26 protein-coding genes are annotated in these 26,133 nt (G+C 42.7%); 7 read left to right on the top strand and 19 right to left on the bottom strand.

The features are described 5' to 3' along the window. Window positions 1-30 precede the first annotated feature (30 nt). The 6 genes from JKP82_RS12740 to JKP82_RS12720 all read right to left on the bottom strand — a co-directional run bounded on the left by JKP82_RS12740 (window position 31) and on the right by JKP82_RS12720 (window position 3,196). Window positions 31-891, bottom strand: a complete 861-nt coding sequence (locus JKP82_RS12740; protein WP_218397279.1) for a PhzF family phenazine biosynthesis protein — start codon at window positions 889-891, stop codon at window positions 31-33. 118 nt (window positions 892-1,009) lie between these two features. Beyond that, window positions 1,010-1,600 (bottom strand): glutathione S-transferase family protein, encoded by a 591-nt coding sequence (locus JKP82_RS21030; protein WP_218397277.1) that lies wholly within the window; start codon window positions 1,598-1,600, stop codon window positions 1,010-1,012. A 138-nt stretch (window positions 1,601-1,738) separates the two neighbouring features. Continuing rightward, the gene (locus JKP82_RS20870) at window positions 1,739-1,864 is read right to left on the bottom strand and encodes a hypothetical protein (protein WP_257720344.1); all 126 of its coding nucleotides are present in this window, start codon (window positions 1,862-1,864) and stop codon (window positions 1,739-1,741) included. Between the two features lie 59 nt (window positions 1,865-1,923). Next, window positions 1,924-2,061 (bottom strand): hypothetical protein, encoded by a 138-nt coding sequence (locus tag JKP82_RS12730; protein ID WP_158306767.1) that lies wholly within the window; start codon window positions 2,059-2,061, stop codon window positions 1,924-1,926. A gap of 90 nt (window positions 2,062-2,151) precedes the next feature. Then, a complete protein-coding gene (locus tag JKP82_RS12725) occupies window positions 2,152-2,745 on the bottom strand; it encodes a rod shape-determining protein (protein ID WP_218397274.1) in 594 nt (197 codons plus the stop codon). Window positions 2,746-2,866: 121 nt separating this feature from the next. Continuing rightward, window positions 2,867-3,196: a hypothetical protein gene (locus tag JKP82_RS12720; protein ID WP_218397272.1), complete on the bottom strand. Its 330-nt coding sequence runs from the start codon at window positions 3,194-3,196 to the stop codon at window positions 2,867-2,869. Window positions 3,197-3,412: 216 nt separating this feature from the next. Here JKP82_RS12720 and JKP82_RS12715 point away from each other — a divergent pair, with 216 nt between their 5' ends. From JKP82_RS12715 to JKP82_RS12705, 3 genes are read left to right on the top strand one after another with little or no spacing between them, the layout of a single operon-like run. Continuing rightward, entirely contained in the window at window positions 3,413-3,817 is a 405-nt protein-coding gene (locus JKP82_RS12715; protein WP_218397270.1) for a PadR family transcriptional regulator, read from the top strand. Between the two features lie 4 nt (window positions 3,818-3,821). After that, window positions 3,822-4,400, top strand: a complete 579-nt coding sequence (locus JKP82_RS12710) for an HAAS signaling domain-containing protein (protein ID WP_218397268.1) — start codon at window positions 3,822-3,824, stop codon at window positions 4,398-4,400. After that, the gene (locus JKP82_RS12705; protein ID WP_218397266.1) at window positions 4,393-5,664 is read left to right on the top strand and encodes a metallophosphoesterase; all 1,272 of its coding nucleotides are present in this window, start codon (window positions 4,393-4,395) and stop codon (window positions 5,662-5,664) included. The genes JKP82_RS12710 and JKP82_RS12705 overlap by 8 nt, the downstream gene beginning before the upstream one ends. 456 nt (window positions 5,665-6,120) lie before the next feature. On the opposite strand, the gene JKP82_RS12700 is transcribed toward JKP82_RS12705, so the two are convergent. Continuing rightward, window positions 6,121-7,101: an AraC family transcriptional regulator gene (locus JKP82_RS12700; protein ID WP_218397264.1), complete on the bottom strand. Its 981-nt coding sequence runs from the start codon at window positions 7,099-7,101 to the stop codon at window positions 6,121-6,123. A gap of 288 nt (window positions 7,102-7,389) precedes the next feature. On the opposite strand from JKP82_RS12700, the gene JKP82_RS12695 reads away from it, so the two are divergent. Next, window positions 7,390-8,799 (top strand): FAD-binding oxidoreductase, encoded by a 1,410-nt coding sequence (locus tag JKP82_RS12695; protein WP_218397262.1) that lies wholly within the window; start codon window positions 7,390-7,392, stop codon window positions 8,797-8,799. 240 nt (window positions 8,800-9,039) lie between these two features. Here JKP82_RS12695 and JKP82_RS12690 read toward each other — a convergent pair whose 3' ends face one another. The 5 genes from JKP82_RS12690 to ppnP form a co-directional block, all read right to left on the bottom strand. After that, complete coding sequence (locus tag JKP82_RS12690; protein ID WP_218397260.1) at window positions 9,040-9,564, bottom strand: HAD family hydrolase; 525 nt, start codon at window positions 9,562-9,564, stop codon at window positions 9,040-9,042. Between the two features lie 330 nt (window positions 9,565-9,894). After that, window positions 9,895-10,176 (bottom strand): hypothetical protein, encoded by a 282-nt coding sequence (locus JKP82_RS12685; RefSeq protein ID WP_159530787.1) that lies wholly within the window; start codon window positions 10,174-10,176, stop codon window positions 9,895-9,897. A 186-nt stretch (window positions 10,177-10,362) separates the two neighbouring features. Further along, window positions 10,363-10,554, bottom strand: a complete 192-nt coding sequence (locus tag JKP82_RS12680) for a hypothetical protein (RefSeq protein WP_218397258.1) — start codon at window positions 10,552-10,554, stop codon at window positions 10,363-10,365. A 69-nt stretch (window positions 10,555-10,623) separates the two neighbouring features. After that, entirely contained in the window at window positions 10,624-11,412 is a 789-nt protein-coding gene (locus tag JKP82_RS12675; protein ID WP_159530783.1) for a DUF2071 domain-containing protein, read from the bottom strand. 544 nt (window positions 11,413-11,956) lie between these two features. After that, window positions 11,957-12,241, bottom strand: a complete 285-nt coding sequence (ppnP, locus tag JKP82_RS12670; RefSeq protein WP_159530781.1) for a pyrimidine/purine nucleoside phosphorylase — start codon at window positions 12,239-12,241, stop codon at window positions 11,957-11,959. Window positions 12,242-12,494: 253 nt separating this feature from the next. On the opposite strand from ppnP, the gene ydiJ reads away from it, so the two are divergent. Together ydiJ and JKP82_RS12660 are read left to right on the top strand one after the other, a co-directional pair. After that, the gene (gene ydiJ / locus JKP82_RS12665; protein WP_218397256.1) at window positions 12,495-15,599 is read left to right on the top strand and encodes a D-2-hydroxyglutarate dehydrogenase YdiJ; all 3,105 of its coding nucleotides are present in this window, start codon (window positions 12,495-12,497) and stop codon (window positions 15,597-15,599) included. Between the two features lie 24 nt (window positions 15,600-15,623). Next, window positions 15,624-16,046: a DUF4826 family protein gene (locus tag JKP82_RS12660; RefSeq protein WP_159530777.1), complete on the top strand. Its 423-nt coding sequence runs from the start codon at window positions 15,624-15,626 to the stop codon at window positions 16,044-16,046. A gap of 35 nt (window positions 16,047-16,081) precedes the next feature. Here the strand turns inward: JKP82_RS12660 and JKP82_RS12655 are convergent, their stop codons facing one another. The 7 genes from JKP82_RS12655 to JKP82_RS12625 form a co-directional block, all read right to left on the bottom strand. Next, window positions 16,082-16,549, bottom strand: a complete 468-nt coding sequence (locus JKP82_RS12655; protein WP_159530775.1) for a GNAT family N-acetyltransferase — start codon at window positions 16,547-16,549, stop codon at window positions 16,082-16,084. A 9-nt stretch (window positions 16,550-16,558) separates the two neighbouring features. Beyond that, window positions 16,559-17,725 carry a JmjC domain-containing protein gene (locus JKP82_RS12650; RefSeq protein ID WP_218397255.1) on the bottom strand — a complete coding sequence of 389 codons (1,167 nt, stop codon included), beginning with the start codon at window positions 17,723-17,725 and terminating at the stop codon, window positions 16,559-16,561. A gap of 59 nt (window positions 17,726-17,784) precedes the next feature. After that, window positions 17,785-19,131: an adenylate/guanylate cyclase domain-containing protein gene (locus tag JKP82_RS12645; protein WP_218397253.1), complete on the bottom strand. Its 1,347-nt coding sequence runs from the start codon at window positions 19,129-19,131 to the stop codon at window positions 17,785-17,787. 68 nt (window positions 19,132-19,199) lie between these two features. Next, a complete protein-coding gene (purB, locus tag JKP82_RS12640) occupies window positions 19,200-20,567 on the bottom strand; it encodes an adenylosuccinate lyase (protein ID WP_129737948.1) in 1,368 nt (455 codons plus the stop codon). Between the two features lie 14 nt (window positions 20,568-20,581). Then, window positions 20,582-21,208, bottom strand: a complete 627-nt coding sequence (gene hflD, locus JKP82_RS12635) for a high frequency lysogenization protein HflD (protein ID WP_159530769.1) — start codon at window positions 21,206-21,208, stop codon at window positions 20,582-20,584. Next, window positions 21,208-22,335, bottom strand: coding sequence for a tRNA 2-thiouridine(34) synthase MnmA (gene mnmA, locus JKP82_RS12630; RefSeq protein ID WP_218397251.1), 1,128 nt, complete (start codon window positions 22,333-22,335; stop codon window positions 21,208-21,210). Before mnmA ends, hflD begins: the two co-directional genes overlap by 1 nt. Before the next feature lie 289 nt (window positions 22,336-22,624). Beyond that, window positions 22,625-23,167: an rRNA large subunit pseudouridine synthase E gene (locus JKP82_RS12625; RefSeq protein WP_013784396.1), complete on the bottom strand. Its 543-nt coding sequence runs from the start codon at window positions 23,165-23,167 to the stop codon at window positions 22,625-22,627. 423 nt (window positions 23,168-23,590) lie between these two features. On the opposite strand from JKP82_RS12625, the gene JKP82_RS12620 reads away from it, so the two are divergent. Beyond that, window positions 23,591-25,810, top strand: coding sequence for an NADP-dependent isocitrate dehydrogenase (locus JKP82_RS12620; RefSeq protein ID WP_159530765.1), 2,220 nt, complete (start codon window positions 23,591-23,593; stop codon window positions 25,808-25,810). Window positions 25,811-26,133 lie beyond the last annotated feature (323 nt).

Below are 26,133 nucleotides of genomic sequence, written 5' to 3'. Positions count from 1 at the left end.
CAGCGCCTTTTGAGAAGTGTCAGGCACATGCTAAATTTCCATTTCAATCTGTTGAAGTGAGCGGCCAACGCCGCCAGCCATTAAACGAGTAATGCAGCCATCAACCAACTGTAAATCAACGGTTATCAGGCTGCCTGATGGGGGATTCATTAAATGGCCTTGTTCAATGAACAGAGTAGTTTTGTCTATACCCTCTCGATCATAGAGATAGCAAGCTAAAGGGCCAGCAGCCATACCAGTAGCAGATTCTTCGTCAATTCCATAGCGTGGGGCAAACATTCTAGCGCCAGCATGACGCCCGCGCACAGTGGCTTCACTTGAAAAAACATAGAAACCTATTAGGTCATATTGTTCGCTCATTTTTTTGATGAGATTTTGATTCGGTTGTACTCCAGCTACCGAAGCTGCATTGTGAAGGGGAACAAGTAAAAAGGCATTCCCCGTATTCACAATTGATATTGAATGAAGCGGTACGTCGCTTGAAAGATTAAGCGCAGCGCGCACTTCTTCGGTGTTTAACACATCCGTGTAGATTGGCCGTGATTGCTCCATAAATGCCATTGAACCATCAATGATTATTTCTCTGGTTCCATCTACCGTCTCTTTCGACATCCGAGCATTTTGTACTAGGCCAAGCTCACTCATTCTGCTAAACGTCGCTATGGTGGCATGACCGCAATGCGCTATTTGCTGTACGGGGGTGAAAAACTCCAGCTTTATAGTGGCAACTTCTGAGTTTGAAACAAAGGCGGTTTCAGAAAGCCCCACTTTTTGCGCCACTATAAGCTTCTGCTGTGCCGTTAAGGGGTTCGCATCTAAAACTACACCGGCGGGGTTTCCACCAGAGTCACCGTCAATAAATGCATTTACTATTTCAACAGAGACTTTCATGATGAGCTCCTCTAGCAAACAATAGGACTGAATGTACTAACGTCAGACTACTAACCTCTAACACTTGAGGTTGGGCAGTTATTCCTTAAGCGCTATGAATATATCTTTATTAAGAGCCCTAATCCAATCCTTCTTGTACCATCATGTTTTTCACCGCGTTACGGCTTAGCATGGTTTGATAGTGCGCATTTAAATGCGGCCAGTCTTGAGCTTTACTGGCATACCGACGGCTCCAGTAGGCAACCATGAACAAGTGGAAGTCGGCAGCAGTAAGTTGCTCACCTACTAGCCATGGTCCATTATTGGTGAGCACTTTTTCAAGTACGCCCCAGCAATGGGTGAGCATATCATTCGCGTTATCTTTTACTTGCTGCAAATTGCTGTCGCCGCTAACGTATTGTTCAGGGTGAGCCCAGCGGTTGGCGGCCTCTTGCAGCGTAGAAGACATCCAAAATAAGTATTGATAGTACAAGCCGCGTGCAGGAGAGTGTATATCAGGCGCTAGTCCAGATTCTGGGTACTGATCTATCACATACAGTAATATTGCGGCAGATTCATAAATAACTCGCCCTTCATGCACCAACGTAGGCACTTTACCGTTTGGGTTAATGGCTAAATATTCAGGCGATTTTTGCATGTTTTTAGCTAAGTCTATTTCTATTAACTCATAAGAAACGCCAAGCTCTTCAAAAATGGCGTGGGTAGCCATATTCGCGCCGCCTTTATCCCAATATAATGTATAAATAGTTGTGCCTTTTTTTTGCTGCTATAGCTAAAAATTGAAAACCTATTAGGTGTTTTTTTAAAGCTTATCATTTTCGCGAAATTTTCGACATGATGGCAGCGGCTAGAATGGGTATTTCCGACTTCTTAAGCCTGCAATATTAATTCTACCGTTTGGCATGCCGTAAATAACGAACTCACCTTGTAGTAACTGCATTTGTTTTGCTGATAACGGTAATAATGAAAACATGCCTCTTTAAATAGCAAAATGACGTAGACGATGACACCGAACTTACACTAACCCTATTACTACCAGTCGGCGCTATATTTTTTATTCGCTTCAAAAGCTTCTACTTCTAACGGCGCATTATCGTAACCGTACGCTGCTAAATCAGAATAATGCTGCGTTATTATTTTATCTAAGCTGGCATTTTCTATCTGCCGCACATGCACTAATTCATGGGCTAGCGTTCCTTTCTAATTTTCGATGTATCTAAATATTCAGACATTTTAATACTCAAGGCCTTTCAAACTGTTTTACTTGCCTAAGTACCAAACAGCTAAGATTAATATTGCAAGATAAATGGCAAAGATACCATAGCTAGCCGACGTTGAAGCCGGTGAAATATTTTGAATTGTAAGCTTATCGTCATCTTCAAGTTCATCAAAATTTACTGTTTCAAAATTTAACGGGGAGCCAGAATGAATCTTTACTGCTATTGCGCCTGCACCAATAGCTAACTCTTTAAAAGCTCGCTTTTCAATCATAGTGAGACCACCTTCGGTTTTTTCCATAGGATGGATAATGACCTTAGGTCTGGGCCGTAATATTTGGTTAGTACTTAAGTGCTTAAAAGCGTGTTGTAGTAGCTTTTCGCCTACATAGAAATCAGAAAAAAGTACTCTGGGGTGTGAGAAAGGGTTTACGGCAATTTCATCCTGTTGAAGATTTTTACTCGCTTCTTTACCAATTCCCGATATTAGTTTCTGACCTTTGTCGGTCGTCTTTATGACTACAACGGGGTAATCATCAAAGGACGTGCGCTTTGCGGTATCAGTGACTTTTAATCGATGCTCCCAAATTTGCATGTACATGATCGGTGCAAATCTAGAACGTAAATTTGACAGCATCTTAATTTCCTTAGCATGGGTGGGGCAGGGTAGATTTCAATTTTTATAATAGTTTTATTCTATATCTCTACAAGTGTTTGTGTCACTGACGTTGGGAACGACAAAATATAGTTGATAACCACTAAATAGAGACTCTCTCAGCATTTGGAAATAACAGGCAAGCTCGGTCAAACACAAGAGCAGTATGTCTTTGTGATAGGGTGATATCGATGGCATTTGAACTATGATTAAATACCGTAATAATGTTGTCGGCATGTTGAATACGCGCTGCGCTTTGTTTATTAATTCGCTTACCCTGAGACGGCCACAGTCTTGCCAAGGGAGTATGAAGAATTAACACTTCATCACCAACGTCTTGCAATAGATGCTCCGGATTATTTAGGCGTGGTGAGCGGAACATAAAAAAAGTAAACAGAAATATAAGCAATGCTACTAAATAGAGATATTCCATGTGGGCACATTTTCCTTTGGTGAATAAATCCAGATTACCCCCTAATTCCCCCAAATTAAATACAAACTAAACAACAAAGTAGATTAGCGTACTTCGCTAATTGATCAAAACCACCAAAACGCTCCGCTAAAAGAGAAAAGTGTATTTTGCTTAATCACTATGCTATAAATTATACTATGTATTACATAGTAATAAGCTTAACCTAGCTGGAAGGTCATGACAGAAGCTTCAAATCAAAGCGCGAAGTGGGATGCGCAACTTCGAAAAGGCACCTTAGAGTTGGCCATACTTGCCGCGGTCGCGAGCGAAGAAAAATACGGGCTGGCGATACTTAATTACCTGCATAGTTTTGAAACCATGGTGATTAGTGAAGGCACGCTTTACCCATTACTCGATAGGTTGAAGCGCGAAGGGGTACTGAATGCAAAATGGCATCAAGAGGGTGAAGTACGCCCACGAAAATATTACTCGCTTACCGAAAGTGGTCTTGAACGGTTACATATTCTGCGCGCACGCTGGAAGCGTTCGGTAGTCGATATGGAATCGCTGCTAGCAGATACAGCTATCGGCGAAGGTAACGGTGCAGACAGTGTGACAGAAACTGGAAAAAGAAAAGGATAATGAAATGAGTGGAAGGGAACAAATTAGCAACTACCTGAAAAGCTTTAGTCGTTACTTGGCCTCGTTAAGTTCTGAAGATGCAGCAGAAGTCATTCAAGAAATTGAATCTCATATTTATGATGTTATCGATCAACAGGAAATGGCAGGAAAAGAAGCCAATATTGAAAGCATCTTGGCTGGGCTTGGTGCGCCAAGAGTACTGGCCGAAAATTACGTGAGTCATATTCAACAAGGTACACCCCCACCAAAAGGGTTTCGGCCTTTAACGTCGGTCACTAAAGGCCTGTCTAAAACTTTGTATTGGGGCATGTTGGCTTTTGGTTATGGTACGGGTTTGGCACTAATCGTATTGGCATTTGCAAACTTATTGCTGCCCAACGGCATTGCCTTTTGGGTAGAAGCTGAGGGAAATTCAGTTGCTGTTGGCTTTTTAAGTAACCCTATATTGGCAAATAGCGACGCTACTATTACAGGCTTATGGATAACGCCGGTTGCCTTGGTAAGTGCCTACGCGATTAGCCTATTAACCTATCGCATTCTGGCTTTGCTTAAACGGTTTGCTGTTGGCTATCAGTATGCTTAAGCGCGCAGCGAAACGTATAGCGAAATCAGTCGGGCATTTTCTACTTGTTTCTTTTGTGTTGGCTATTGTTGGTGTGGGTGTCTTAATAAGCCAGCATGGCTCTATCGATATCGGCGACGCTCCATTGGCTTATAAAGTAGGCGGGGAAGGGCCCTTTGTATTTTTTAACGATGAAACACAGATAAGCACTGATGATACAGGCTCTGATAATGTAGGTGCAGATATTGTAGGTACTAATCTTCAAGGTATTGGCGTTGAAATTAATTACATCCGCGGAAGCCGAGAAGAAAACTTCTTCATTGAAAAACGCTACGTGCCTTTAACAGACCAAACAGCAGTGCCCCTTGAGGTATATTTTGCTTTAGAAGATGCCACGTTTACCTTCAATTTAAAGCCATTGAACACATTGAATACCAAAACGCCGTCGGTGTATGAAAGCACTGCGCCTATTTTGGCAATGTCCGACTTAGAAGGGAATTATAAAACCTTTCGTGATTTCCTTATTACCCATAACGTTATAAATGAAAACCTTGAATGGCAATTTGGTGAAGGCCATTTAGTGCTAGTGGGCGACATGGTAGACAGAGGATTTTCTACTACCCAATTGCTTTGGTTCATTTATAAGCTAGAACAAGAAGCCCAAAAAGCGGGAGGGGTGGTGCATTATATTATTGGCAATCACGAGCTTAAAAACCTTCAAGGCAATTTTAAATCGGCGGCCAATAAGTATATCCCCATTGCGGGCTTAATTGGCAAAAGCCAAGCCGATTTATTCAGCCACAATTCGTACATAGGGCGCTGGCTTGCCAGTAAAAATACCATTGAAAAAATTAATGGCCATTTGTTTGTACATGGCGGTATTCATGAAGATATCGCGAACCTTGATTTAAGTTTGCAACAGATAAACAACAGGTCTAAAGCTTATTACCGACAAATGTATTTCCCAGGCGTGGCTGACAAGGCAACTGAATCGTTAATTTCAACCGAGACTGGACTGGCGTGGTATCGAGGGTATTTCAAAGGTGACGCCAGCAATACATCTATACAGCAAACATTAGATAAATTTGATGCTCGCTCAATAACGGTGGGCCATACCTTGCAGTTTAAGGTAAATAAGCAATTTAATGGCCGCGTGTTTGCTATAGACGTGAAGCACCCCAATGATTATCGAGGAAGCTTTCCAACAAAACATTCTGAGGCTTTACTGATTGAAAAGGGTAACTTTTATCGGCTTACTGAAACTGGCGAAAGAATAGTTTTATAAGTATTTGGGAAACAGCTTTAGGGTGATTCCATTGCTTTGTTCATGGCGTTTATCGATCCCATTATGTCAGCATTAGTTATCTGTGATTGTGCTTTTTTCAAGTGAATGGGGGCAGAGTCGGAGGGATCACCACGAATAATATAACGAAATCAGAGAGATAAAAAAGAAGGGAACATTCAATTCGTTTGGTGATCAGAACAATCGCCAAACATCACTGAGACCTAATAACCATGAATGCCCTGACTATTGTGAACAAAGTCGTATCGCTTGTCAGCTTTAAGATACACAATACTCGGCAAAAAGCAGTTATTGATTGTGTTAAGAGTTTGCTCAAGTGGTACAGCTCCTTAGTAGACAAAGCCTGGGGTGGAGGTACATGAAATTAAATTCGTGGGGATCCCTCAGGGGCAGGGTACATTATTAAGGTACTTTGACTCTTATTTAACGTCGTGTTGTTTAACTTGCTTTGTTATATTTAGTTCGCCATTCCCCAGCAGTGCAGCCAACGTAGCGTTTGAAAGATTTTTGAAAGGCAGATTCAGAACTGTAGCCCACGTGTTCAGTTACTTGTAATATACTCATTCCATCGGTAAGAAGCCGTGAAGCTAAATGCATTCTCCAACTATTGATGTATTGCATTGGTGGCTGCCCAACGTAAAGATTAAAACGTTTTGCCAGGGACGAGCGAGACATAGCGCATTTATTTGCCAGTGCGGCGAGTGTCCACTTATTAAATGGCGCTTGATGAATTAATACCAGTGCTTTTCCAATACATGGATCTTGTATCGCCGATAACCAGCTTTGTTTATCAAGGTCTGAATGACTCTCCATATGTTGCCTTAGTGCTAAAGTAAATATTAATTCAGTTAACTTTGTAACAATGCTTTTCGCTCGTTCATTCGATTTTCGCATCTCTTGTAAAGTAGAAAGTAGCAGTTGTTTCATTAATCCGTCGTTGTTGATGTGATCTTTAACCACCAACATATTCGGCAAAGTATTCAATACTGTATTTAATGGTTTAGCATTAAAGCCTATATACCCACATACCAAATATGACCGCGTGCCATCCTCACCTAATTTAACCGCAGTAAATGGCTGTTTTTTGGCGGCAGTTTGTTGATAAAAACTAGTGTCAACTGGCTGGCCTTCCCAACTATCAATGTTTGAGGTTAAGGAATGGCTAGTGCCCATTGGAAACATCACTACGTCACCAGTTTCAAGTTTTACTGGTGGAGAAGAATCACTAACTGATTTAGCCCAGCCTTCTCCACTAAGCATTATGTGAAAGGGTATAACATGTTCAACATCTGGCAACATGTACGATCCTATCGAGTTCATGGGAGGGTTAACCAATACCCATGGCTGTCCTGCTTCCACTTCAAAATAAAGTGCACCTTGAATGTGTAGACTGTTTAGCACATCAGTTAATACATCCATTTATCGCTTCCTTCGTGGGCACATACTGCTGAAAATAGTGGTTTACTGACGAGAATGGGAAGACACTAGGGATAGATTAGCCTATTTTTTGGACGATTGGATATAAATTAAGGTGAATTGGCTATTACCCTTTTGTGTTCAGGAGAACATGATTAGGCAGGTTTTTCGTTTAGTTAAATAAGTCATTGCGCTTTTACAGCGCAAAGTTAACAGGTGCTAATAGGTAAGATGCAAAAGCCGCAAAGTTATTATTCAAGGAATTATTACGACAACTAATAGGAATAAACAATGAATTTGCTTAGTTTTAAAAAGATGGACGGCAGCACTATTGAAGTAGAAAAGAGCAAAGTGATAGATGCGCTTACAGGGGAAATTATTATGCCCGATGCAGAGAGCTTTGATGAAGCACGGACGATATGGAATGGCATGATTGATAAGTTTCCCGGTTTAATTGTGCGGGTTAGCAATCAAAAAGACGTAGTTAACGCAGTAAATTTTGCCCGCGCTCATAATATTCTATTGGCAGTCAAGTCTGGCGGACATAATATCGCTGGTAAAGCCCTAGTAGATGACGGGTTAGTCATCGATTTTAGTAGTATGCAAGCAGTGACCATGAACCTTGGTGAAAATACCGTTAAAGTCGCCCCTGGCGCTACCTTGGCAGATATCGACCATGTAACTCAGCAACATGGTTTGGTGGTGCCTACGGGCATAAACTCAACAACTGGAATTGCGGGGTTAACGCTAGGTGGAGGATTTGGGTGGACTACGCGTAAATTTGGCTTAACTATTGATAGTCTGATTGGTGTTTCTATGGTGACAGCAGCGGGCGAAATTATAAAAGCGAATGCGCAACAAAATGTCGATATATTTTGGGCCGTCCGCGGCGGAGGTGGCAATTTCGGTGTGGTGACAGAGTTCGAGTTTACCCTACATCAAGCTGGGCCAGAGGTATTGGCCGGTATGGTTATTCATCCTTTCTCTGATGCTAAAAACGTACTCACGCAGTATCAAACTTTTATAAATACAGCGCCAGAAGAATTAACCTGCTGGATAGTAATGCGTAAAGCGCCGCCGCTACCTTTTATTCCAGAAAAATGGCACGGGAAGAAAATACTAATAATGGCCATGTGTTATGTAGGGGATATAAACGATGGGCAGAACGCCACTGCAGGTTTAAGAAAAATAGGCCACCCCATTGCAGAAGCGGTGGGCCCCATGCCTTTTACATCTTGGCAAGCCGCCTTCGACCCCTTGCTTACCGAAGGCGCGAGAAACTATTGGAAAAGCCTTGATTTGCAGGACGTTGATAATGATGTTGTAACAGAAATAGAAAAGGCTGTTGAGACATTACCTAGCGATGAATGTGAAATCTTTATTGCTCACCTTGGAGGCGCTATGGCGAACGTTGCGCCAGAAGGTACGCCTTGGATCAATCGACAAACCCACTTTACTGTAAATATTCATACCCGTTGGCAAAAAGCCTCAGATGACGAACTATGTCGAAATTGGGCTCGTCAACTGCATAGCAATTTAACGCCACACGCTATGGGGAGTGTTTACGTAAACTTTATTCCTGAAGGTGATGAAGACAGTATTGCACATGCTTACGGAGCTAATTTTGAAAGGTTAAAGAGAATTAAGCAGCATATCGACCCCAATAATCTATTTAGGGTCAATCAGAATATTGTTCCTTAAATAATGGCGCCGAGTACATTATAAGTTTTTAAAGTACTCGGTCCCTCTCTACGAACCCTCTTTACGAACCTTTTCTTCGGACTTTACTTCGCTGTTTGCGTCGCTATACCCACTTCACTATTTTCATCGATTTTTCAAAAGATTTAGTCAGCTTCGTACTGCAGTACGGCTTTGGATTAACTATGATTTGTTGATTGCAAAGGCGTAAAAGGGGGATATCAATTGAACTGTCTGAGTAACCTATAATTGTTTCATATTCTTCAAGGTTATAGCGCATTTTATGCGTTCAACTTTATTAGTTGAATAACAATGAAACTTGCTGACCATACCTCCAGCGAGCCGACTTTCTTCAGAGCAAGCGACCTCCAGCTTTGGAATACAGAGCTTTGCAATAATACGCTTAACCATCCACTCTGATGCACCACTGACAATTACTACTGTGTCATTATTTTGGGTATGTGAAATTAACTTTTCAATCGCGTTTTTATATAGGACGGTAGCGTTATTTTCCAAATACCTGTTAATAAAGCGCTTGCGTAATTTAGCTACCTTTTTAGGAGACATGCCACACGTAACTAGCCACAGAAGCACAGAGAAACCAATAAACTTTGTTTTATTCAGTATCAAAAAGGGCAGGGTGAAAGGTAGCGCGAAGAAGCATAATACAAATCGAATAGGATTGCGTTGCACCATGAACTTCATATACTCGGCGCCGGTATCTTTGTTTATTATTGTTTTGTCAAAATCAAACAATATTAAATTCACGGTGCTAAATATTTCCTTAATTTGACTACATGAGTCTTGGTAGCTATTCCACAAATAACGATATTCCACAGTTTGGAAAGTATAATTTGTGAATGTGAACATGCTCCATACCATTAAACTCAAAACTATTTACCTATAACGCCATTTTAAGCGGCACTGCCCGCTCTTGGCTGGTGCCGCTTAAAAATTTTTGTTAAGTTCTTACCTATTGATTACCATCTAATTAATAATATCATTTTCACTAAAATATGCATAAACACAGCTACTTATTGCAGCTCCGAATATTAGATATAGACCCCATGCGGATATCATCGATATAGCTTAGCTAAATTAATCACTACAGCCACCACCAGAATCTGAACCCTCATTACCCGAATATAAGTTGCTACTACCAGAACCGTCCGCAACAGGATTACCGCTATTTACTTTAGGGTTTATTGAGCGAAGGACAAGCAAAGTAATAGCAGGGCCACCTACTGGAATAAACCAATTAACAAGTAATGTAATTACTCGAGAGTAATTATTGATGAACAATGTGCTGTTGACAGCTAGAGTATTAAAAAATGCCCAAGCCAAATGAACACAAATAATTCCAGCTAATAAGTAAACCATAAGTTAGGTTTTCCCGATGGTATATAATGCCTGCAGCTGCAGCCGCGCGACGCGAGGCAGAATGCGCTTGTTAGATGTTTTCATAATTTTGCCACCAGTTTAACGGGTTGTCTTGAGCATCATAAACATTGCCATACCACCACGTAGGCTCTTTTAAGCAACTCACAAGCTTTGGCGATAGCTACTTCAATTTTTTTGAAACCCTCTTTTTACTGGGATTGTCCAAACTGCAACATGCTCAAGGTTACCATCGAGGCGAGCACCAACTTTAGACAAGGCCTCATCTAGGCTTTGCAGCTTATGAACAATGCTCTCAACTTCAACTGGTTGAGTATCGCATTCAGTACCTTCGATATATAAATCAATATGTTTGTTCATTCTTATATCTAACGCCAAGCTAAGCGGCGCAGCTCTGCTGCGTCCTTGCATGAGCGCTTTGATAAATTATTACCCAATAATAGTAGGAGGTAAGTATATGGTAAATTCATTTATTGGCTCGACTAACACACTATAGGGATTGCTTTGCTCTTCTTCCTTAACAATATCAAGGTCAGACAAAAGTTTGAAATTAGCTGATTTTATCTTGGCGGGCTTAACCTCAAGCTCTTTGTGCCACACACGATATGTACCTAACTTTTTATCTCTTCGATAATAAAATCCTGCTAGCGGATGAGTTAGATAGACCAAGGCAGACTCAACATCGGGAAAACCCGGGAAATTTAACAAATCAGATTCAGATTGAACCAAATCAACTGAAGCTTCAGCCCAGTGGGATTCAGTTTCCATGTGATACTTTTTGTACAAGCCATTTACTTCATTAAGAGTGCAGTCAAAGCTAACTTTTCCAGCGTGCCACGGAAGATTCCAAAGGTATCTTGGCACCGCTAGCGTCCAAGAATCTAAAGTAGTACCAAGGAACCACACACAACGCTCCCCAGTTTCAGTATCGATAATGTATATTCGATAGTTTGTTTGGCCCATTGTAAATTTCGGAAACGGGAAGACTGCAGAAGTAAAGTCAACATCAATGAATGGAACTACAGATATAAGCCCCATTTCTTGGCCGTTGATTTCAACTGTGTCTAATTTAAAGCGCTCGGGAAATATACCTTGAAATCTATCAGAAGGTACTGCGTAAGTAATGATTGCGAAATGCTTCAAACCACAAAGGACATCTATACCTTTCGGTTTAGGCCTTTCTATCAAATAGTCCGCCAGTTTCCGCGATTCTTGCACGATGCTTCCTTGAATTTAACAGTTTATTAGGCCCCAAATCGGTCTGTTTAAACACACTATTATGGGTTTTTTGATTTTATCTATATTTCCAGATTACCTGCTAACCCCTCAAAACAATAAAGCCGGATGGTGTTTTTTGCTCACGAATTAAAGGTACAAAAACGGTATGTTCGGGGCTGAAGGAGTATTTGACTCATTTACTTTGTATTATGGTGTAGTAAGTTTAATTTAGCTAGAAGACCATAAAAGTACTACAAATTAAGCTCTATAAATACAAAGCGCTTAGGTAAAACAAATGACAAGTGGCATTTATGGCGAAAGGTACGCTAAAAAATATTTGTCTAACGCAGAGTGCCTAGAACGGTTATATATTCTTCGCGTATGATTGAAGCGTTCCAAAAGGGATAGGGAATCGCTATTAGCAAATAAATAAAGCAGCAAAAAATATAGCTACAATTAACTTACCTGCATCAAATTCACCCAACGCTGTCACCTGCATTATTAACAAGTGCAGCGTTAGGTAAGCCTAAGCAATAAACTTCAGCTAGCTATAAAAACAAAGATAAGCAGTAGGTGTTTCAATTTTTACATCGAAAGAAAGCTTTGCATCAATAGTAAACTCTGTTCCCGTTTTGAACGACTGCCAGTCGCTTGAACCTGGAAGTTTAACGGTCATTTCACCTTCCATTACTTTCATTACTTCGTGCTGACTGGTGTTGAAGGTGTACTCACCTGGCGCCATTACGCCTGAAGTACAGGGGCCATTTGCTGACTCAAATGCAATTGAACGAACCTTGTCATCAAAATAACTGTTTACTGTAAAAGACATATGCGCTTTCCTTTAATTGAAAATAGAAGAGCGAGCATTGTGCAATAATTAAAGCTGAATGGCTAACCTGTGATTTTCTAAGGTATTCTCATTCGCAAAATAAGCCGGCATTAAAAAGGCATCCAGTTATATAAAGTGCAAAATTAGTCATTAAAACCACATGAAATATGTGTAATTGGCTAGAGACTCTCAAGCGCTGTGGTTATACTAGCTCACAATCGCATTTCCAGAGGTTTTACAGCAATTGAGCACAATGAGTTTGCCACGTGTGGTGCCCCAGCAGAGTCTTTTAACACATTATCAGACATATCTAGAACAGCTTGCTAGTACCGCTTTTACCGGCGATGTTGAGTACAGCTATGCCAGCCGTCTTGCTGTGGCCACCGATAATTCGGTATATCAAAAACTCCCTCAAGCTGTGGTATTTCCTAAAAGCGTTGCCGATTTGCAAGTATTAGGCAAGCTGGTTAACGACCACCCGCTAGTGAAATTCTCTGCGCGTGGCGGCGGCACAGGCACTAATGGCCAAAGTTTAACCGACGGCATTGTGGTTGATATGTCGCGTTACATGAATCAAATTCTGGAAATCAATGTTGAAGAGCAATGGGTTAAAGTACAGTCAGGCGTAGTAAAGGATGCACTGAATGACGCCCTTCGCCCCCATGGATTTTTCTTTTCCCCGGATCTTTCTACCAGTAACCGCGCTACGGTAGGTGGGATGATTAGCACCGATGCCTCTGGGCAGGGCTCGTTAGTTTACGGTAAAACCAGCGATCATGTATTGGGCTTAACTTCGGTGCTGGCTAACGGTGATGTATTAAACACCACGCCAATTAGTGTGCAAGAAGCGAAAGAAATAGCCGACACAAACGCAGATAACAGTGCCTATGCGGGTATTCTGCGCCAAGTACTTGCTACTTGCGTAGATAAGCGCGATGCCATTATTGAAAAATTCCCGCGTTTAAACCGCTTTTTAACCGGTTACGATTTAGAGCACGCCTATAACGAAACCGAGCAGCTTATAGATGTAAGCCGCCTGATAACCGGCGCCGAAGGCTCGCTAGCCATGGTGGCCGAAGCTAAGCTTTCCCTAACGCCTATCGCGAAACATAAAGCCTTAGTTAATATTAAATACGATACCTTTGAATCGGCGCTTCGTCATGCTCCCGAAATGGTAAAAGCAAATGCCACGTCTGTTGAAACGGTAGACTCAAAAGTACTGAACCTAGCTAAAACCGATATTATCTGGCATTCCATTGCCAATTTAATTACCGACGTTCCGAATAAGGAAATGTTGGGCTTAAATATGGTGGAGTACAACAGTAATGATGAAGAAGAAATTCGCACCCGCATTGCCGAACTAGAAGCCAGGCTTACCGCCGCTGCTGAAACCGGCGAGGGTGGGGTAATTGGATATCAGGTTACGTTTGATAAAGCGGATATTGGTAAAATTTACGCCATGCGTAAAAAGTCAGTTGGCCTGTTGGGTAAAACCAAAGGGGTGCAAAAGCCTATTGCGTTTGCTGAAGATACCGCAGTACCACCTGAAAACTTGGCTGACTTCATCATGGAATTTAGGGCTCTGCTAGACAGCCATGGTTTAAAATACGGTATGTTTGGGCACGTTGATGCAGGTGTGTTGCACGTACGCCCAGCCCTTGATTTATGCGATGTTGAACAAGAAAAATTGATGCATCAAATATCAGATGAAGTAGTCGCGTTAGTGGCTAAATATGGCGGCTTAATGTGGGGCGAGCACGGTAAAGGTTATCGCAGCGAGTATGGTCCTGCCTTTTTCGGTGACATGTTATTTACCGAATTGCGTAAAATAAAAAGCGCATTCGATCCGCTTAATAAAATGAACCCAGGTAAGGTGTGTACGCCTTTAGATAGTACTGAAAGCTTGGTAAAGGTTAGCGATACGAAACGCGCGACATTCGATAGAACTATTCCTACTACGTTTAAAGAAGCTTTTGCGCCTGCCATGGAATGTAATGGAAATGGCTTGTGCTTTAACTACGACACCACGTCGCCCATGTGCCCATCAAGTAAAGTGACTCGCGATAGACGGCACAGCCCGAAAGGCCGTGCCGGCCTTATTCGTGAGTGGATACGCTTACTCGCGAAAGACGGGGTAGACACCAAAACACTAAGTGCCGACCAATTCGATACGTCGTGGTGGCAGCGCTTTAGTAATAGCCGAAACAAACAAGACGATTTTTCTCACGAAGTGCTAGATGCCATGAATGGTTGCTTAGCCTGTAAGTCGTGTTCAAGCCAATGCCCGGTGAAAGTAGATGTACCTGATTTTAGGTCGAAGTTTTTATCTATTTATTACCAGCGCTACATGCGCCCAATGAAAGACCACCTTGTGGGTAACATTGAACGCATGGCGCCAATTATGGCTAAGTTCTCGCCAGTGGTTAATTTGTTTTTGAAACGAAAGTGGATGCAAAACGGTATCGAGAAAACCATTGGTTATGTAGACACGCCTATTCTATCTGAGCCTACGTTGGCGAACAGAGTAAAAGGGAAAGTAGCTACTTATAATCATGATGCGCTATCGAAGCTAAGTGCTGAAGAAAAACAAAAGACGGTGTTGATAGTGCAAGACCCTTTCACCAGCTACTACGATGCGAGTGTGGTTGAAGATTTTGTTGCCTTAGTGAATGCCCTTGGTTTTACACCGGTAATGTTACCGTTCAAACCGAATGGCAAACCAGAACATGTAAAAGGCTTTTTAGCTAAATTTGCGAAAACTGCAAAAAATACCGCAGGCTTTTTAAATGAAGTGGCGCAGCTAAACATTCCTATGGCAGGTGTAGATGCCTCTTTAGTACTGGTTTATCGTGATGAGTACACCAAAACCTTGGGTAAAGCCCGTGGTGATTTTCATGTGTTGGCAGTGCATGAATGGCTTGAAACGGTACCCAGTGATGTATGGCAAGCGACAAGCAAAAAGGCAGGTGTGTCAGAGACTTCAGCTCAGCCATTTGCTCTGCTAAGCCACTGCACAGAAAAAACGGCGTTGCCGGCATCTGAAAAGCAATGGCAAGGTTTGTTTGCTAAAGTTAATCAGCCAGTTGATATTGTGGCGGTAGGCTGTTGCGGCATGGCGGGAACTTATGGCCATGAAGCCGATCAAAAAGAAAAGTCGTTAGCCATTTATGGGTTAAGTTGGGAGCAAGCGGTTAAACGCTACCCACCAAATGCTATTCTTGCCAGTGGCTACTCTTGTCGAAGTCAGGTAGCCCGTATAGAGCAATTCAAGCCGAAGCATCCTTTACAAGGTTTATTGGCTTGTGTTTCATCACCCCAATATCTATTGGCTAATATTGACCGACTATGTAAAAACTAAAAATAAAATAGATTAGAGAATAATATGACAGACAATACACCACAAAATGAAATGACCGACCAGCAGCGCAGTGAATGGGTGCGTGAGCAATTTCAAAAAGCAAACAAACACCTCGCCGCAAATGGTGTGCTTTTTGAATCAGTCGTAACAAATGAAAGCCGCTATTTGGTGCCTTACTTGGCAGTGTGGAAGATAAAAGATACTAACAATGCAATGTATTGGGTGATGAGTGGCGATTTACCCACTGACTACATTGCTGAGTCTACGGCGGCTACTGCTCGCGATGCAATCAAACATTTCGCAATGGCGTGGCAGTTGAAGGCGGCAAATTTACGCGAGTCAGACAGTGCTGATGCATCGTCGTTGGAGTATGCGGAATTATTAGAAAGTAGAGCAGAAGGCCTGCACGCCATACAAAACCAAGATGAGCTATGGCCAAGCGTTTAAGTTAACCTTTATTGATGCAATGGCTAATGTGATAGTTAATGCATTTGTGAAACATCGGGGAATGGAAAACGTTCTGCAGGGCATTGCATGCGCTGTCGTGCTACGCCACCGTCCATAAACACTTGCCCTTCGGGCTTAAAGCCTAAGCCTTGATGGTACGACACACTATCAAGGCTGCAGCTAACTGTTAAGATAGTAACTTGATGGTGGTTGGCAACCTCTATTAACGCCGCAAACAGCGTGCGGTAAATAGACATGTTTCGGTAGCCGCGTTTCACCGCAATTCTGCCAATTTCCCCACACTGAGTTAACCGCCCGGTTGCAATGGGTAAGCTGGCTTCCTCACCTTCTTCCAAAAGCAGTACATGAAAAGCGCTGGCATCGCGCTCATCAAATTCACTGTCTTGGGGTACTCGCCATTCCAAAACGAATACATCTTCCCTAATTGCTTTAAGTCGATGCTTATCCCTTGCCCAATCGACGTTCTCTATCGTATAAGCCATATCGGTGCTTTATGCTTCTATCCATTCCCAGTAACCTTTGTTTATAAGTGTAGTTAATGTTGCTAAAAACGCAAAAGAGGGGGGATCTGGCAGAATATTCGCAAAAAGAACATCGTTGTTCACTAAAAGCTGAACCCACTGTTCATCTTCCTTGCTAAAACTAAACCGTTCGCCGTTAACGTAAAAGTAGCTACCAGAACGAGAAAGCGATGTATTTTCAGCATCAGTTGCAATGAGCGCACGTACACCCGGTGCAGGCGCAAACTCTACACCCGCTTCAAAACCTGCGGCTATTTGGCTATCTGTATATAAATGCTCGGGTGGATATTCAGGAAGCCCTTGTTCGCTTAACGATTCAAGCAACGCATGGGTAAAGTCATCTGAATTAATGGCCGTGATGAGCTGTTTTTTCAACGCGGCGATATCGCTGGGTTCAACCACTGCCGAAGGCATTGACAACTTTCTACCTGCATCGGTAAATCGCACGTTAATGTCGCTGGTTTCTAACATTAACGACAGGCTATCGGCGAGTTGAGCGGTTTCAGGGGCACGAAAGCCTACCGAGTAGGTTAAGCAGTCTTCCAGCGCCTTACCGTCGTGTGGCCAACCCGGCGGAATATAAAGCACATCACCAGGGTGCAGTACTTCATCAATAATAGGCTCGAAGCCTTCAATTTGACGAAGTTTAGGGTGTGGGAATACTTCTTTGTATTCTCCAGGCTTACCTACTCGCCAACGGCGCTGCCCTTTTCCTTGTACTAAAAACACATCATATTGGTCGATATGTGCGCCAACACCTGCATTTTTAGTGGCAAAACTTACCATTAGGTCGTCTAAGCGCCAGTTTGGAAGAAAGCGGAAGGGTTCAAGAATATCAGCGACGTCGTGCACATACCTGTCTACACTTTGCACGAGTAGGGTCCATGCCCCTTCGCACACGGCTTCAAAATCATGAATAGGCCCTTGATGTACTTTCCATTCGCCTGTGCTATCAGTAGCGTTGCCACGGGTATTTTCAAAGCTTAGTAGTCGGCTATCTATTTCTTCTTCTTGGGCCAAGCCTGCCAAATCGTGCTCATCGATAGGATCTTCAAAATCTTGAAAAAAGCCACGTAATACTACGGGCTTTTGTTGCCAATAATGAGATAGAAAATGTTCAATATCGAATTCTTTCATTAATTAATCTCCACGCATCTATGAGGGTATTATCGTTTATTCTATAAAGGGTTACTAGCCTAGCGTGTATCAGTAAGTCGGTGCTCGAAGGCGTCCAATTGACCTATTTTGCTATTAATTAAAATGGGGCAGAATTTAGCTTGGGTTTCAGCGGGTAGATGGGGAAATGTGCTAGCGCAAACGGTAACGGAATTTCCGTTGCAATGTTGTTCTAACATAGACGCCAAATTAACTGTATTACCCCACACATCGAAAATGCCGTGCTGCCTTTGGGGCATGCCAGCGGTAACAGGGCCTGCTGCCACACCAATACGAATTTGGCACGGCCAGCCTTCTTTTAATGCAAAAACTTTAAAGGTGGCGGTAACGGCAAGGGCAAACAGCACGCAGTTGTTTATGTGATGTGTATTTTCTTGCATTCTACTGTGTGAATGACTCTGCGCACTTGCCTGTGAACTATTCTGCGTATTTGGGTCGCCTTTTTGCGCACCAATTGCAGGGTGTGAAGGAGGGAACATACACAGTTCGCTAACCGCCATGTATTCATCGCCATTCGTTTTTACTGGGAACATGTTGTGCGCAGCGGCGAGCACATCTATTTGGCTGTAAAATGCATCTAAAGCCTCTATTACGTTTTGTTCTCCAAACAAGGGGGCCAACGTTTGATAACCTTTTATATCTGCAAATAACACACTGGCCGAGGTAAAGGTTTGACGCGTTAGCCCTGTTGAAAAACTATTTGAAGTGTGGCGCGAAAGCCCGTTGTGAGGGGTGTTTGAAACGCGGTTCAAAGGGCGAGTAAAAGCGCTTGTAAGCTTGGCTGCAGGAGTTGCTTTTATTAACAATTGCCGCGTATGGCGGTAGTTCACAGCAAGATGATGAAGGTGGCGACGGCTATGGGCATGTAAGGTCAGTATAAGGCCCACGCTGGCTAGGGTTAAGGTAATACTGTTGCTACGGCGAATAGCGCCCTGCCAACCTTGAAGCGAGTAGCTAAATAGGCCGTCGATAACACAGAATGTTAGGGCGAACAGTAACCCCCAGTAAAGTCGTGGACGTTGCTCATGCTGGCTAAACACTCCCACACAGCATAAGCAGCCAATCAATAAAAAGTGCTGAATGTACACGTCACCACGCCATAGGAAAGTCGCTAGCACGATATAGCTGTAATAGCTGGTTAACAGTAGTGTACGAGCATGCGATGGCAGGCCTTTGTTACAAAGGTATAGCGTGGTAAATGCACAAAGAATATGAAAGGTTAGATTCCACCACAGTGCGATATGGTGTGCGCTGTAGTGAGCATAAGCCATCAATAGCGGTGTTTGTAACAATAAGCACAGGGCAAAAAAGCGTGCAGTTGCGTGAAGTATTGCCGCTTTTGAATGAAATGTTTTGTGTGTAAGCATGCCTAAATCCCAACTATAAAAAAACGCGGACTGGCCGCGTTTTTAAGTGTATGGAAAAGGCGATGCCTTTATAACTGATCTACTAGCCTGATTGCATCACCAATGTAGCTTGCAGGTGTTAATGCTTTAAGGTCAGCTTTTGCTGCTTCTGGCATGTCTAAGTTATCAATAAACTCAGCCACGATTTCAGCGTTAACCTTTTTACCACGGGTCAACTCTTTCAATTTCTCGTAAGGCTTTTCAATACCGTAACGACGCATTACCGTTTGAATTGGCTCAGCTAGTAATTCCCAGTTGTTATCAAGTTCATTCAACAAGCTTTGCTCGTTAACTTCTAACTTGCTAATACCTTTAAGGGTAGCTTGATAAGCGATAACCGCATAACCCACACCAACCCCTAAATTACGAAGTACGGTAGAGTCGGTTAAATCACGCTGCCAGCGAGAAATAGGAAGCTTCGCAGCCAAGTGATTAAAGATAGCGTTAGCGAGGCCTAAGTTACCTTCCGAGTTTTCAAAATCGATAGGGTTAACTTTATGCGGCATGGTTGAAGAGCCAATTTCACCTGCAATGGTTTTTTGCTTAAAGTGACCTAGCGCGATATAACCCCACACATCACGATCGAAATCGATAAGAATGGTATTAAAGCGGGCTACTGCATCAAACAACTCGGCAATATAATCATGCGGTTCAATTTGCGTGGTGTATGGGTTCCACGATAAGCCTAGTGATGTGACAAACTTTTCAGACTCGCTGTGCCAGTCTACATCAGCGTAAGCAGATAAATGGGCATTGTAGTTACCTACGGCGCCATTAATTTTGCCTAAAATTTCAACCTTAGCAATTTGCGCACGTTGACGCTTCAAACGCATTGCCACGTTAGCCATTTCCTTACCCATGGTAGAAGGAGAGGCGGGTTGGCCGTGTGTACGTGCCATCATTGGAATGTGTTGGTATTCCTTGGCAAGTGCAATAAGGGCATCGATAAGTTTGTCGCAGTAAGGTAGCAACACGGTATCACGGGCTTCGGTAAGCATAAGGCCGTGAGAAAGGTTGTTAATATCTTCAGACGTACAAGCAAAGTGAATAAACTCATTTACAGCAGATAATTCGCTGTTGCTAGCCACTTGTTCTTTTAGAAAGTATTCAACCGCTTTAACATCGTGGTTGGTGGTGCGCTCAATATCTTTAATGCGCATAGCATCATCAACACTAAAGTTAGCCACAATAGAATCTAATAATGCGTTTGAGGTATCAGAAAACGCAGGAACTTCTTCAATTTTAGTGTTCGCCGATAGCATTTGCAGCCATCGTACTTCCACTTCAACACGGTATTTCAGTAAGCCGTATTCGGAAAAAATACTACGTAATTCTACGCTTTTTCCAGCATATCGACCATCGACAGGGGAAATTGCAGTTAACTGACTCAGTTCCACCTTCAGCTCCTTAACTAGTTTATCAGCCTGAGCGCCTTTACAGCGCTATTTAAAATTTGTTTTCTGCGAAACAAAATGTTCCGACGTTTACCACCCATTTGACGCCACATTACCGCGGCGCGCACGCCTGCAAGTAATATAGCTCGAACTTTGTGCTGCGTAGCCGGTTGGCCAAGATGATCCGGGTTGCCCGCTATTTGAATGCGCGGTGCTAATGGACTAATAATATCGCTGTATATACTGGCCAACGACGACACAATTTGCGGATTTTGAAAATCTACATGTGCCAATTGACGCTGCACGTGAGAAATACGCTCTGCTAGCTCTTTCATAGCGGCAGGTTTACGTGCAAGTTTTCTTTCAAGGCCAAGAATGCTGGCAATATAACGCGTCAACTCGGTGTCTTTGTTCGTTTGTTTATCTGATAACTGTGCGAATAAGGTTTTATACCCAACTTCCAGGTTGCTTAACTTGCCAAACACTTGCTGTGGATTTTCAGGATCGGTAACCAAAATACTGGAAAGACTTGCTTCTACCGCTTCGTCGTTTGCCGTGCCCTTTCTTGCAAGGCTTTGCACAAGTGCCGCAGACTGGCAAACGCCAGCCAAGGCCAAATTATTTTCTATGTCTGTATCTAACATTAACGAATATAGCTCTCAATAATTCCGCCGCCCAAACACACTTCATCTAGGTAGAAAACGGCAGATTGACCAGGTGTAACCGCTTTTTGCGGCTCATCAAAAATGACTTCAATCATATCATCATTGATTGGCGCGAGTGCGCAGGGAATATCAGTTTGACGGTAGCGGGTTTTTACCACAGCTCGCATAGGTTCTGTAATAGCCGTGCGGTCTACCCAATGCAGTTGTTTTGCCACCAAGCCTTTAGAGTATAGGCGAGGGTGGTCGGCACCTTGGCCTACAATTAATACATTGCGTGCTACGTCTTTATCTACCACATACCAAGGTTCTTCACCGTATTTTGCGTGGCCACCAATGTGCAGGCCTTTGCGTTGACCGAGGGTGTGATACATCAAGCCTTCGTGTTTACCAATTTCTTCCCCTTCCGCAGTTTCAATAATACCGGGTTGGGCAGGTAAATAGCGGCCTAAAAAGTCCTTAAATTTACGTTCGCCGATAAAACAGATGCCGGTGGAATCTTTTTTGTCGTGGGTGATTAGCCCTTGTTCTTCAGCAATTTTACGTACCAGAGGCTTTTCAATATCGCCTACAGGGAACAAGGTTTTCGCTACGTGTTCTTCACCTAAGGTATAGAGGAAGTAGCTTTGATCTTTATTTTCATCCAACCCGCGCAATAGCTGCCACTTGCCATCTTGATGGCGGCGGCGCACGTAATGACCGGTTGCAATATAGTCTGCACCTAAGTCTTCGGCGGCAAATTCAAGGAACGCTTTAAACTTAATTTCCTTGTTGCACATTATATCGGGGTTAGGCGTTCTGCCTGCTTTGTATTCTTCTAGGAAATACTCAAATACGTTATCCCAGTATTCAGCGGCAAAATTGATGGTGTGAAGCTCAATGCCTAATTTGTCAGCGACGGCTTGTGCATCTTTTAAATCTTCGGCGGCTAAGCAATATTCATCATTATCATCTTCTTCCCAGTTCTTCATGAACAAGCCTTCTACCTGATAGCCTTGCTGTAATAGCAAGTAGGCAGAAACGGAAGAGTCGACGCCGCCGGACATTCCGACGATCACTTTTTTGCTCGCGTTTGATTCAATATCAGTCACAACGTAGATAACACTCATTTAGGTTGATTTCAGGGTGGCGGATTTTACCAGATAAAGCACACCAATTCACATAATAAAGCGATTGTGTTCAATCGTTTTGCTTTCTCGACAAATTTTATTGTCGGGATGCGTAAATTGGTCGTTTAAATGCGTATTTCAAGCGCCGAATTTCAATATTCAATAAATCAAAAAGCTATAACTAATAATGAACGTAATCACAGTTAGGTTTCATCATTACAGTGACGTATTAAAAAAAGAAACACACTATTGAGTATTTGAAGAAATCGGCATTACTATAACGCTGATGTTAGAAACACACGTATTTGCCATTATCGATGCCATCAATGGTCCAGTTGCCCACGCGATAGCGCACCAAACGTAATGTAGGAAAGCCAATGTGGGCGGTCATGCGTCTAACTTGGCGGTTCCTGCCTTCACTGATTGTGATAGACAACCAGCTAGTAGGAATAGCTTGACGAAAACGAACTGGCGGGATCCTGTCCCATAGTTCAGGTGGGTCTATAGCCACAACTTTTGCGGGTTTGGTCATACCGTCTTTAAGCTCAACGCCGTTCCGTAAGGCGTCTAGCGCGGCCTCGTTAGGAATACCTTCAACTTGTACCCAATAAGTTTTGCTGGTCTTGGCTTCGGGGTGCGCCAGTTTATGTTGTAGTTTTCCGTCGTTAGTCAGCACCAATAACCCTTCGGAATCTCTGTCTAATCGACCGGCAGCATATACCCCAGGTATATCAATATAGTCTTTGAGGGTTTCTCGGCCGTCCGCATCGGTAAATTGAGACAGTACTTGAAATGGTTTGTTGAATAATACGATTTTGCTTTCGTTTGCCATGGTGTGAATAATTACTCTTATTCGAGGGATACTTTCTATTGCAAAAGCCTATCACAATGCGCGAAAAACTGCCCAAATAAGACACGGCTAAAACCAAAAAGGGCATAAAAATATGTGGGAAATTCGGTGAAATTCAGGCAAGTCGTCGGTTAAGACAATGGTATGACTTGTAACTAAAAGTTTCGACCTTATACTAATGTTCGCAGTTATAAAAATAACAGACTGCCCATTCGTGTTGAGTGCATGAAGGTTGCGTTAATCTCAGCACGAGGACGAAAACAACAAGTGGTTCTGTTGTTAAGTGCAACAGAACATAAAACATCAATTACGTATCGTAGTGACCGAAGGCTTTCCACATGCTTTGTGTTAGTGCGACTAATGGACTAAAACGGTAGTACGCTACCGACAACATTGAGGTACATAATGACCAAGTCTAAGATCATCTATACTAAAACAGATGAAGCGCCAATGCTGGCGACGTACTCGTTGCTTCCTATTATTAAGAAGTTTGCTAGTGCCGCTGATGTTGAAGTAGAGCTAAGCGATATCTCTCTTGCAGCCCGTGTTTTGGCTACTTTCCCCGAGTTTCTTTCTGAAGAGCAACGTGTGAATGATACGTTATCTGAACTTGGTGCGATGACGCAAGATCCTGAAGCTAACATCATTAAGCTACCAAATGTAAGTGCGTCTATTCCTCAGTTACGCGCCACTATCGCTGAACTTAACGAAAAAGGCTTTAACGTACCGGCTTTCCCAGATTCGCCTAAAACTGACGAAGAGCAAGATATTCGTGAGCGTTACGGCAAGGTATTAGGTAGTGCAGTAAACCCTGTATTACGTGAAGGTAACTCAGATCGCCGTGCACCTACTGCAGTAAAGAACTTTGCTCGTAAGCATCCGCATTCAATGGGTGAGTGGTCACAAGCATCTCGCACTCACGTAGCGCACATGCGTGGCGGCGACTTCTACTCAGGTGAAAAATCAGTAACCGTAGAAAAAGAAGGCTATGTTAGCATTGAGTTCACCGGAAAAGACGGTAGCAAGAAAACCCTTAAGCCTAAGGTGAATTTACTTGCTGGTGAAGTTATCGATGCAATGTACATGAGCAAAAAAGCCTTGTGTGAATTCTTCGAAGAACAGATTGAAGATGCGAAAAATACAGGCGTTTTATTCTCTCTACACGTTAAAGCTACGATGATGAAGGTGTCTCACCCCATCGTGTTTGGTCACTGCGTTAAAGTTTTCTACAAAGACTTGTTCGAAAAATGGGGCGACCTTTTTGAAGAGCTAGGCGTAAACGCTAATAACGGCCTTGGTAGCGTTTACGATAAAATTGCTAGCCTTCCTGAATCTCAGCGTTCTGAAATTCAAAAAGACATCAATGCTTGTTATGCCGACCGTCCACCTATCGCAATGGTGAACTCAGACAAAGGTATTTCTAACCTACACGTACCAAGTGACGTCATTGTAGATGCTTCTATGCCAGCAATGATCCGTAACTCTGGTCAAATGTGGGGACCGGATGGGAAGTCGCACGATACTAAAGCGGTTATTCCTGAAAGCACGTACGCCACTATTTACCAGGAAGTGATTAACTTCTGTAAAACTCACGGTGCATTCGATCCAACTACAATGGGTACAGTACCAAACGTTGGTTTGATGGCGCAGAAGGCTGAAGAATACGGTTCACACGATAAAACGTTTGAAATGGAAGCTGACGGTACAGTACAAGTTGTCGATCAAGACGGTAACGTATTGATGGAGCATGCTGTTGAAGAGGGTGATATCTGGCGTATGTGTCAGGTGAAAGATGCACCTATTCAAGACTGGGTTAAGCTAGCGGTTACCCGTGCACGCCAATCTGGTATGCCTGCTGTATTTTGGTTAGATGATGAGCGTGCTCACGATGCACAGCTAATCACTAAAGTAGAAACTTACTTGAAAGACCACGATACGTCTGGTTTAGACATTTCAATTATGGCACCTGTTCGCGCTATCCGTTTCAGTATGGAACGTGCTATTCGCGGCCTAGATACTATTTCAGTAACCGGTAACGTACTGCGTGACTACCTCACTGACTTGTTCCCCATTCTTGAGCTTGGCACCAGTGCTAAAATGCTTTCAATTGTGCCGCTAATGGCAGGCGGTGGTTTGTATGAAACTGGCGCTGGTGGTAGTGCACCTAAGCATGTTCAACAGTTCGTTGAAGAAGGTCACCTTCGTTGGGATTCACTGGGTGAGTTCTTAGCGTTAGCGGTTTCACTTGAAGACGTGGCTATTAAGCACGACAACAAGAAAGCGAAAATAATCGCTACTGCGTTAGACAAAGCAACTGAAAATTTGCTTAACAATGGCAAGTCTCCAATGCGTAAAGCAGGCCAATTAGATAACCGTGGTAGCCACGTTTATCTTGGTTTGTACTGGGCTGAAGAAGTGGCTAACCAAACTGAAGACGCTGACTTAGCGGCGCAGTTTAAAGCGGTATATGATGAACTATCGGCTAAAATCGATACTATCATTACTGAGATTGATGAATCTCAAGGTAAGCCTCAAGATATCGGCGGATACTACTACCCTGATTCAGAGAAACTAGAAGCGACTATGTCACCTAGTGAAACTTTGAAAGCGATTCTTAACGCTTAATAAAACTAATTAGGTTACTAATTTTTTAGTAACTTATATTTAAAAGCGCCCCTGGTTAAATAGTCAGGGGCGCTTTTTTTATATTGATTGAAAATAAAAAAATTAATGGTAAAAATTTATAAACATTTACTCAGCTTTATGCTAATTGATTTCGGTTTTTTACTGGTTAGTGCAATTTAATCTAACAATATGGGTAAGCAGAAAGGTAAATTATCTGAAGTAAGCTCAGAATATTTAAAAATAAGTAATAAATAAAAGAAGCGTTGCGAGGAAATAAATAAAATTTAATAAAAAGAGTAGGCCAGACATCTCTATGAGAGTGA

It is taken from the genome of Alteromonas lipotrueae (assembly GCF_019249215.1).
Classification (GTDB): domain Bacteria; phylum Pseudomonadota; class Gammaproteobacteria; order Enterobacterales; family Alteromonadaceae; genus Alteromonas; species Alteromonas lipotrueae.
The sequence above is the reverse complement of the archived record's forward strand: the minus strand, read 5'-3'. Positions and strand labels throughout refer to the sequence as shown.

Coding starts and splice junctions, on each gene's coding strand:
- JKP82_RS12680 (WP_218397258.1), bottom strand. CDS start 10,554: ATGAACAAACATATTGATTTATATATCGAAGGTACTGAATGCGATACT.
- JKP82_RS12725 (WP_218397274.1), bottom strand. CDS start 2,745: ATGCTGTCAAATTTACGTTCTAGATTTGCACCGATCATGTACATGCAA.
- ydiJ (WP_218397256.1), top strand. CDS start 12,495: ATGAGTTTGCCACGTGTGGTGCCCCAGCAGAGTCTTTTAACACATTAT.
- JKP82_RS12715 (WP_218397270.1), top strand. CDS start 3,413: ATGACAGAAGCTTCAAATCAAAGCGCGAAGTGGGATGCGCAACTTCGA.
- JKP82_RS12700 (WP_218397264.1), bottom strand. CDS start 7,101: ATGGATGTATTAACTGATGTGCTAAACAGTCTACACATTCAAGGTGCA.
- JKP82_RS12625 (WP_013784396.1), bottom strand. CDS start 23,167: ATGGCAAACGAAAGCAAAATCGTATTATTCAACAAACCATTTCAAGTA.
- ppnP (WP_159530781.1), bottom strand. CDS start 12,241: ATGTCTTTTACAGTAAACAGTTATTTTGATGACAAGGTTCGTTCAATT.
- JKP82_RS12650 (WP_218397255.1), bottom strand. CDS start 17,725: ATGAAAGAATTCGATATTGAACATTTTCTATCTCATTATTGGCAACAA.
- JKP82_RS20870 (WP_257720344.1), bottom strand. CDS start 1,864: ATGTTTTCATTATTACCGTTATCAGCAAAACAAATGCAGTTACTACAA.
- hflD (WP_159530769.1), bottom strand. CDS start 21,208: ATGTTAGATACAGACATAGAAAATAATTTGGCCTTGGCTGGCGTTTGC.
- JKP82_RS12710 (WP_218397268.1), top strand. CDS start 3,822: ATGAGTGGAAGGGAACAAATTAGCAACTACCTGAAAAGCTTTAGTCGT.
- JKP82_RS12695 (WP_218397262.1), top strand. CDS start 7,390: ATGAATTTGCTTAGTTTTAAAAAGATGGACGGCAGCACTATTGAAGTA.
- JKP82_RS12620 (WP_159530765.1), top strand. CDS start 23,591: ATGACCAAGTCTAAGATCATCTATACTAAAACAGATGAAGCGCCAATG.
- JKP82_RS12655 (WP_159530775.1), bottom strand. CDS start 16,549: ATGGCTTATACGATAGAGAACGTCGATTGGGCAAGGGATAAGCATCGA.
- JKP82_RS21030 (WP_218397277.1), bottom strand. CDS start 1,600: ATGGCTACCCACGCCATTTTTGAAGAGCTTGGCGTTTCTTATGAGTTA.
- JKP82_RS12660 (WP_159530777.1), top strand. CDS start 15,624: ATGACAGACAATACACCACAAAATGAAATGACCGACCAGCAGCGCAGT.
- JKP82_RS12705 (WP_218397266.1), top strand. CDS start 4,393: ATGCTTAAGCGCGCAGCGAAACGTATAGCGAAATCAGTCGGGCATTTT.
- JKP82_RS12645 (WP_218397253.1), bottom strand. CDS start 19,131: ATGCTTACACACAAAACATTTCATTCAAAAGCGGCAATACTTCACGCA.
- mnmA (WP_218397251.1), bottom strand. CDS start 22,335: ATGAGTGTTATCTACGTTGTGACTGATATTGAATCAAACGCGAGCAAA.
- JKP82_RS12720 (WP_218397272.1), bottom strand. CDS start 3,196: ATGGAATATCTCTATTTAGTAGCATTGCTTATATTTCTGTTTACTTTT.
- JKP82_RS12740 (WP_218397279.1), bottom strand. CDS start 891: ATGAAAGTCTCTGTTGAAATAGTAAATGCATTTATTGACGGTGACTCT.
- JKP82_RS12685 (WP_159530787.1), bottom strand. CDS start 10,176: ATGGTTTACTTATTAGCTGGAATTATTTGTGTTCATTTGGCTTGGGCA.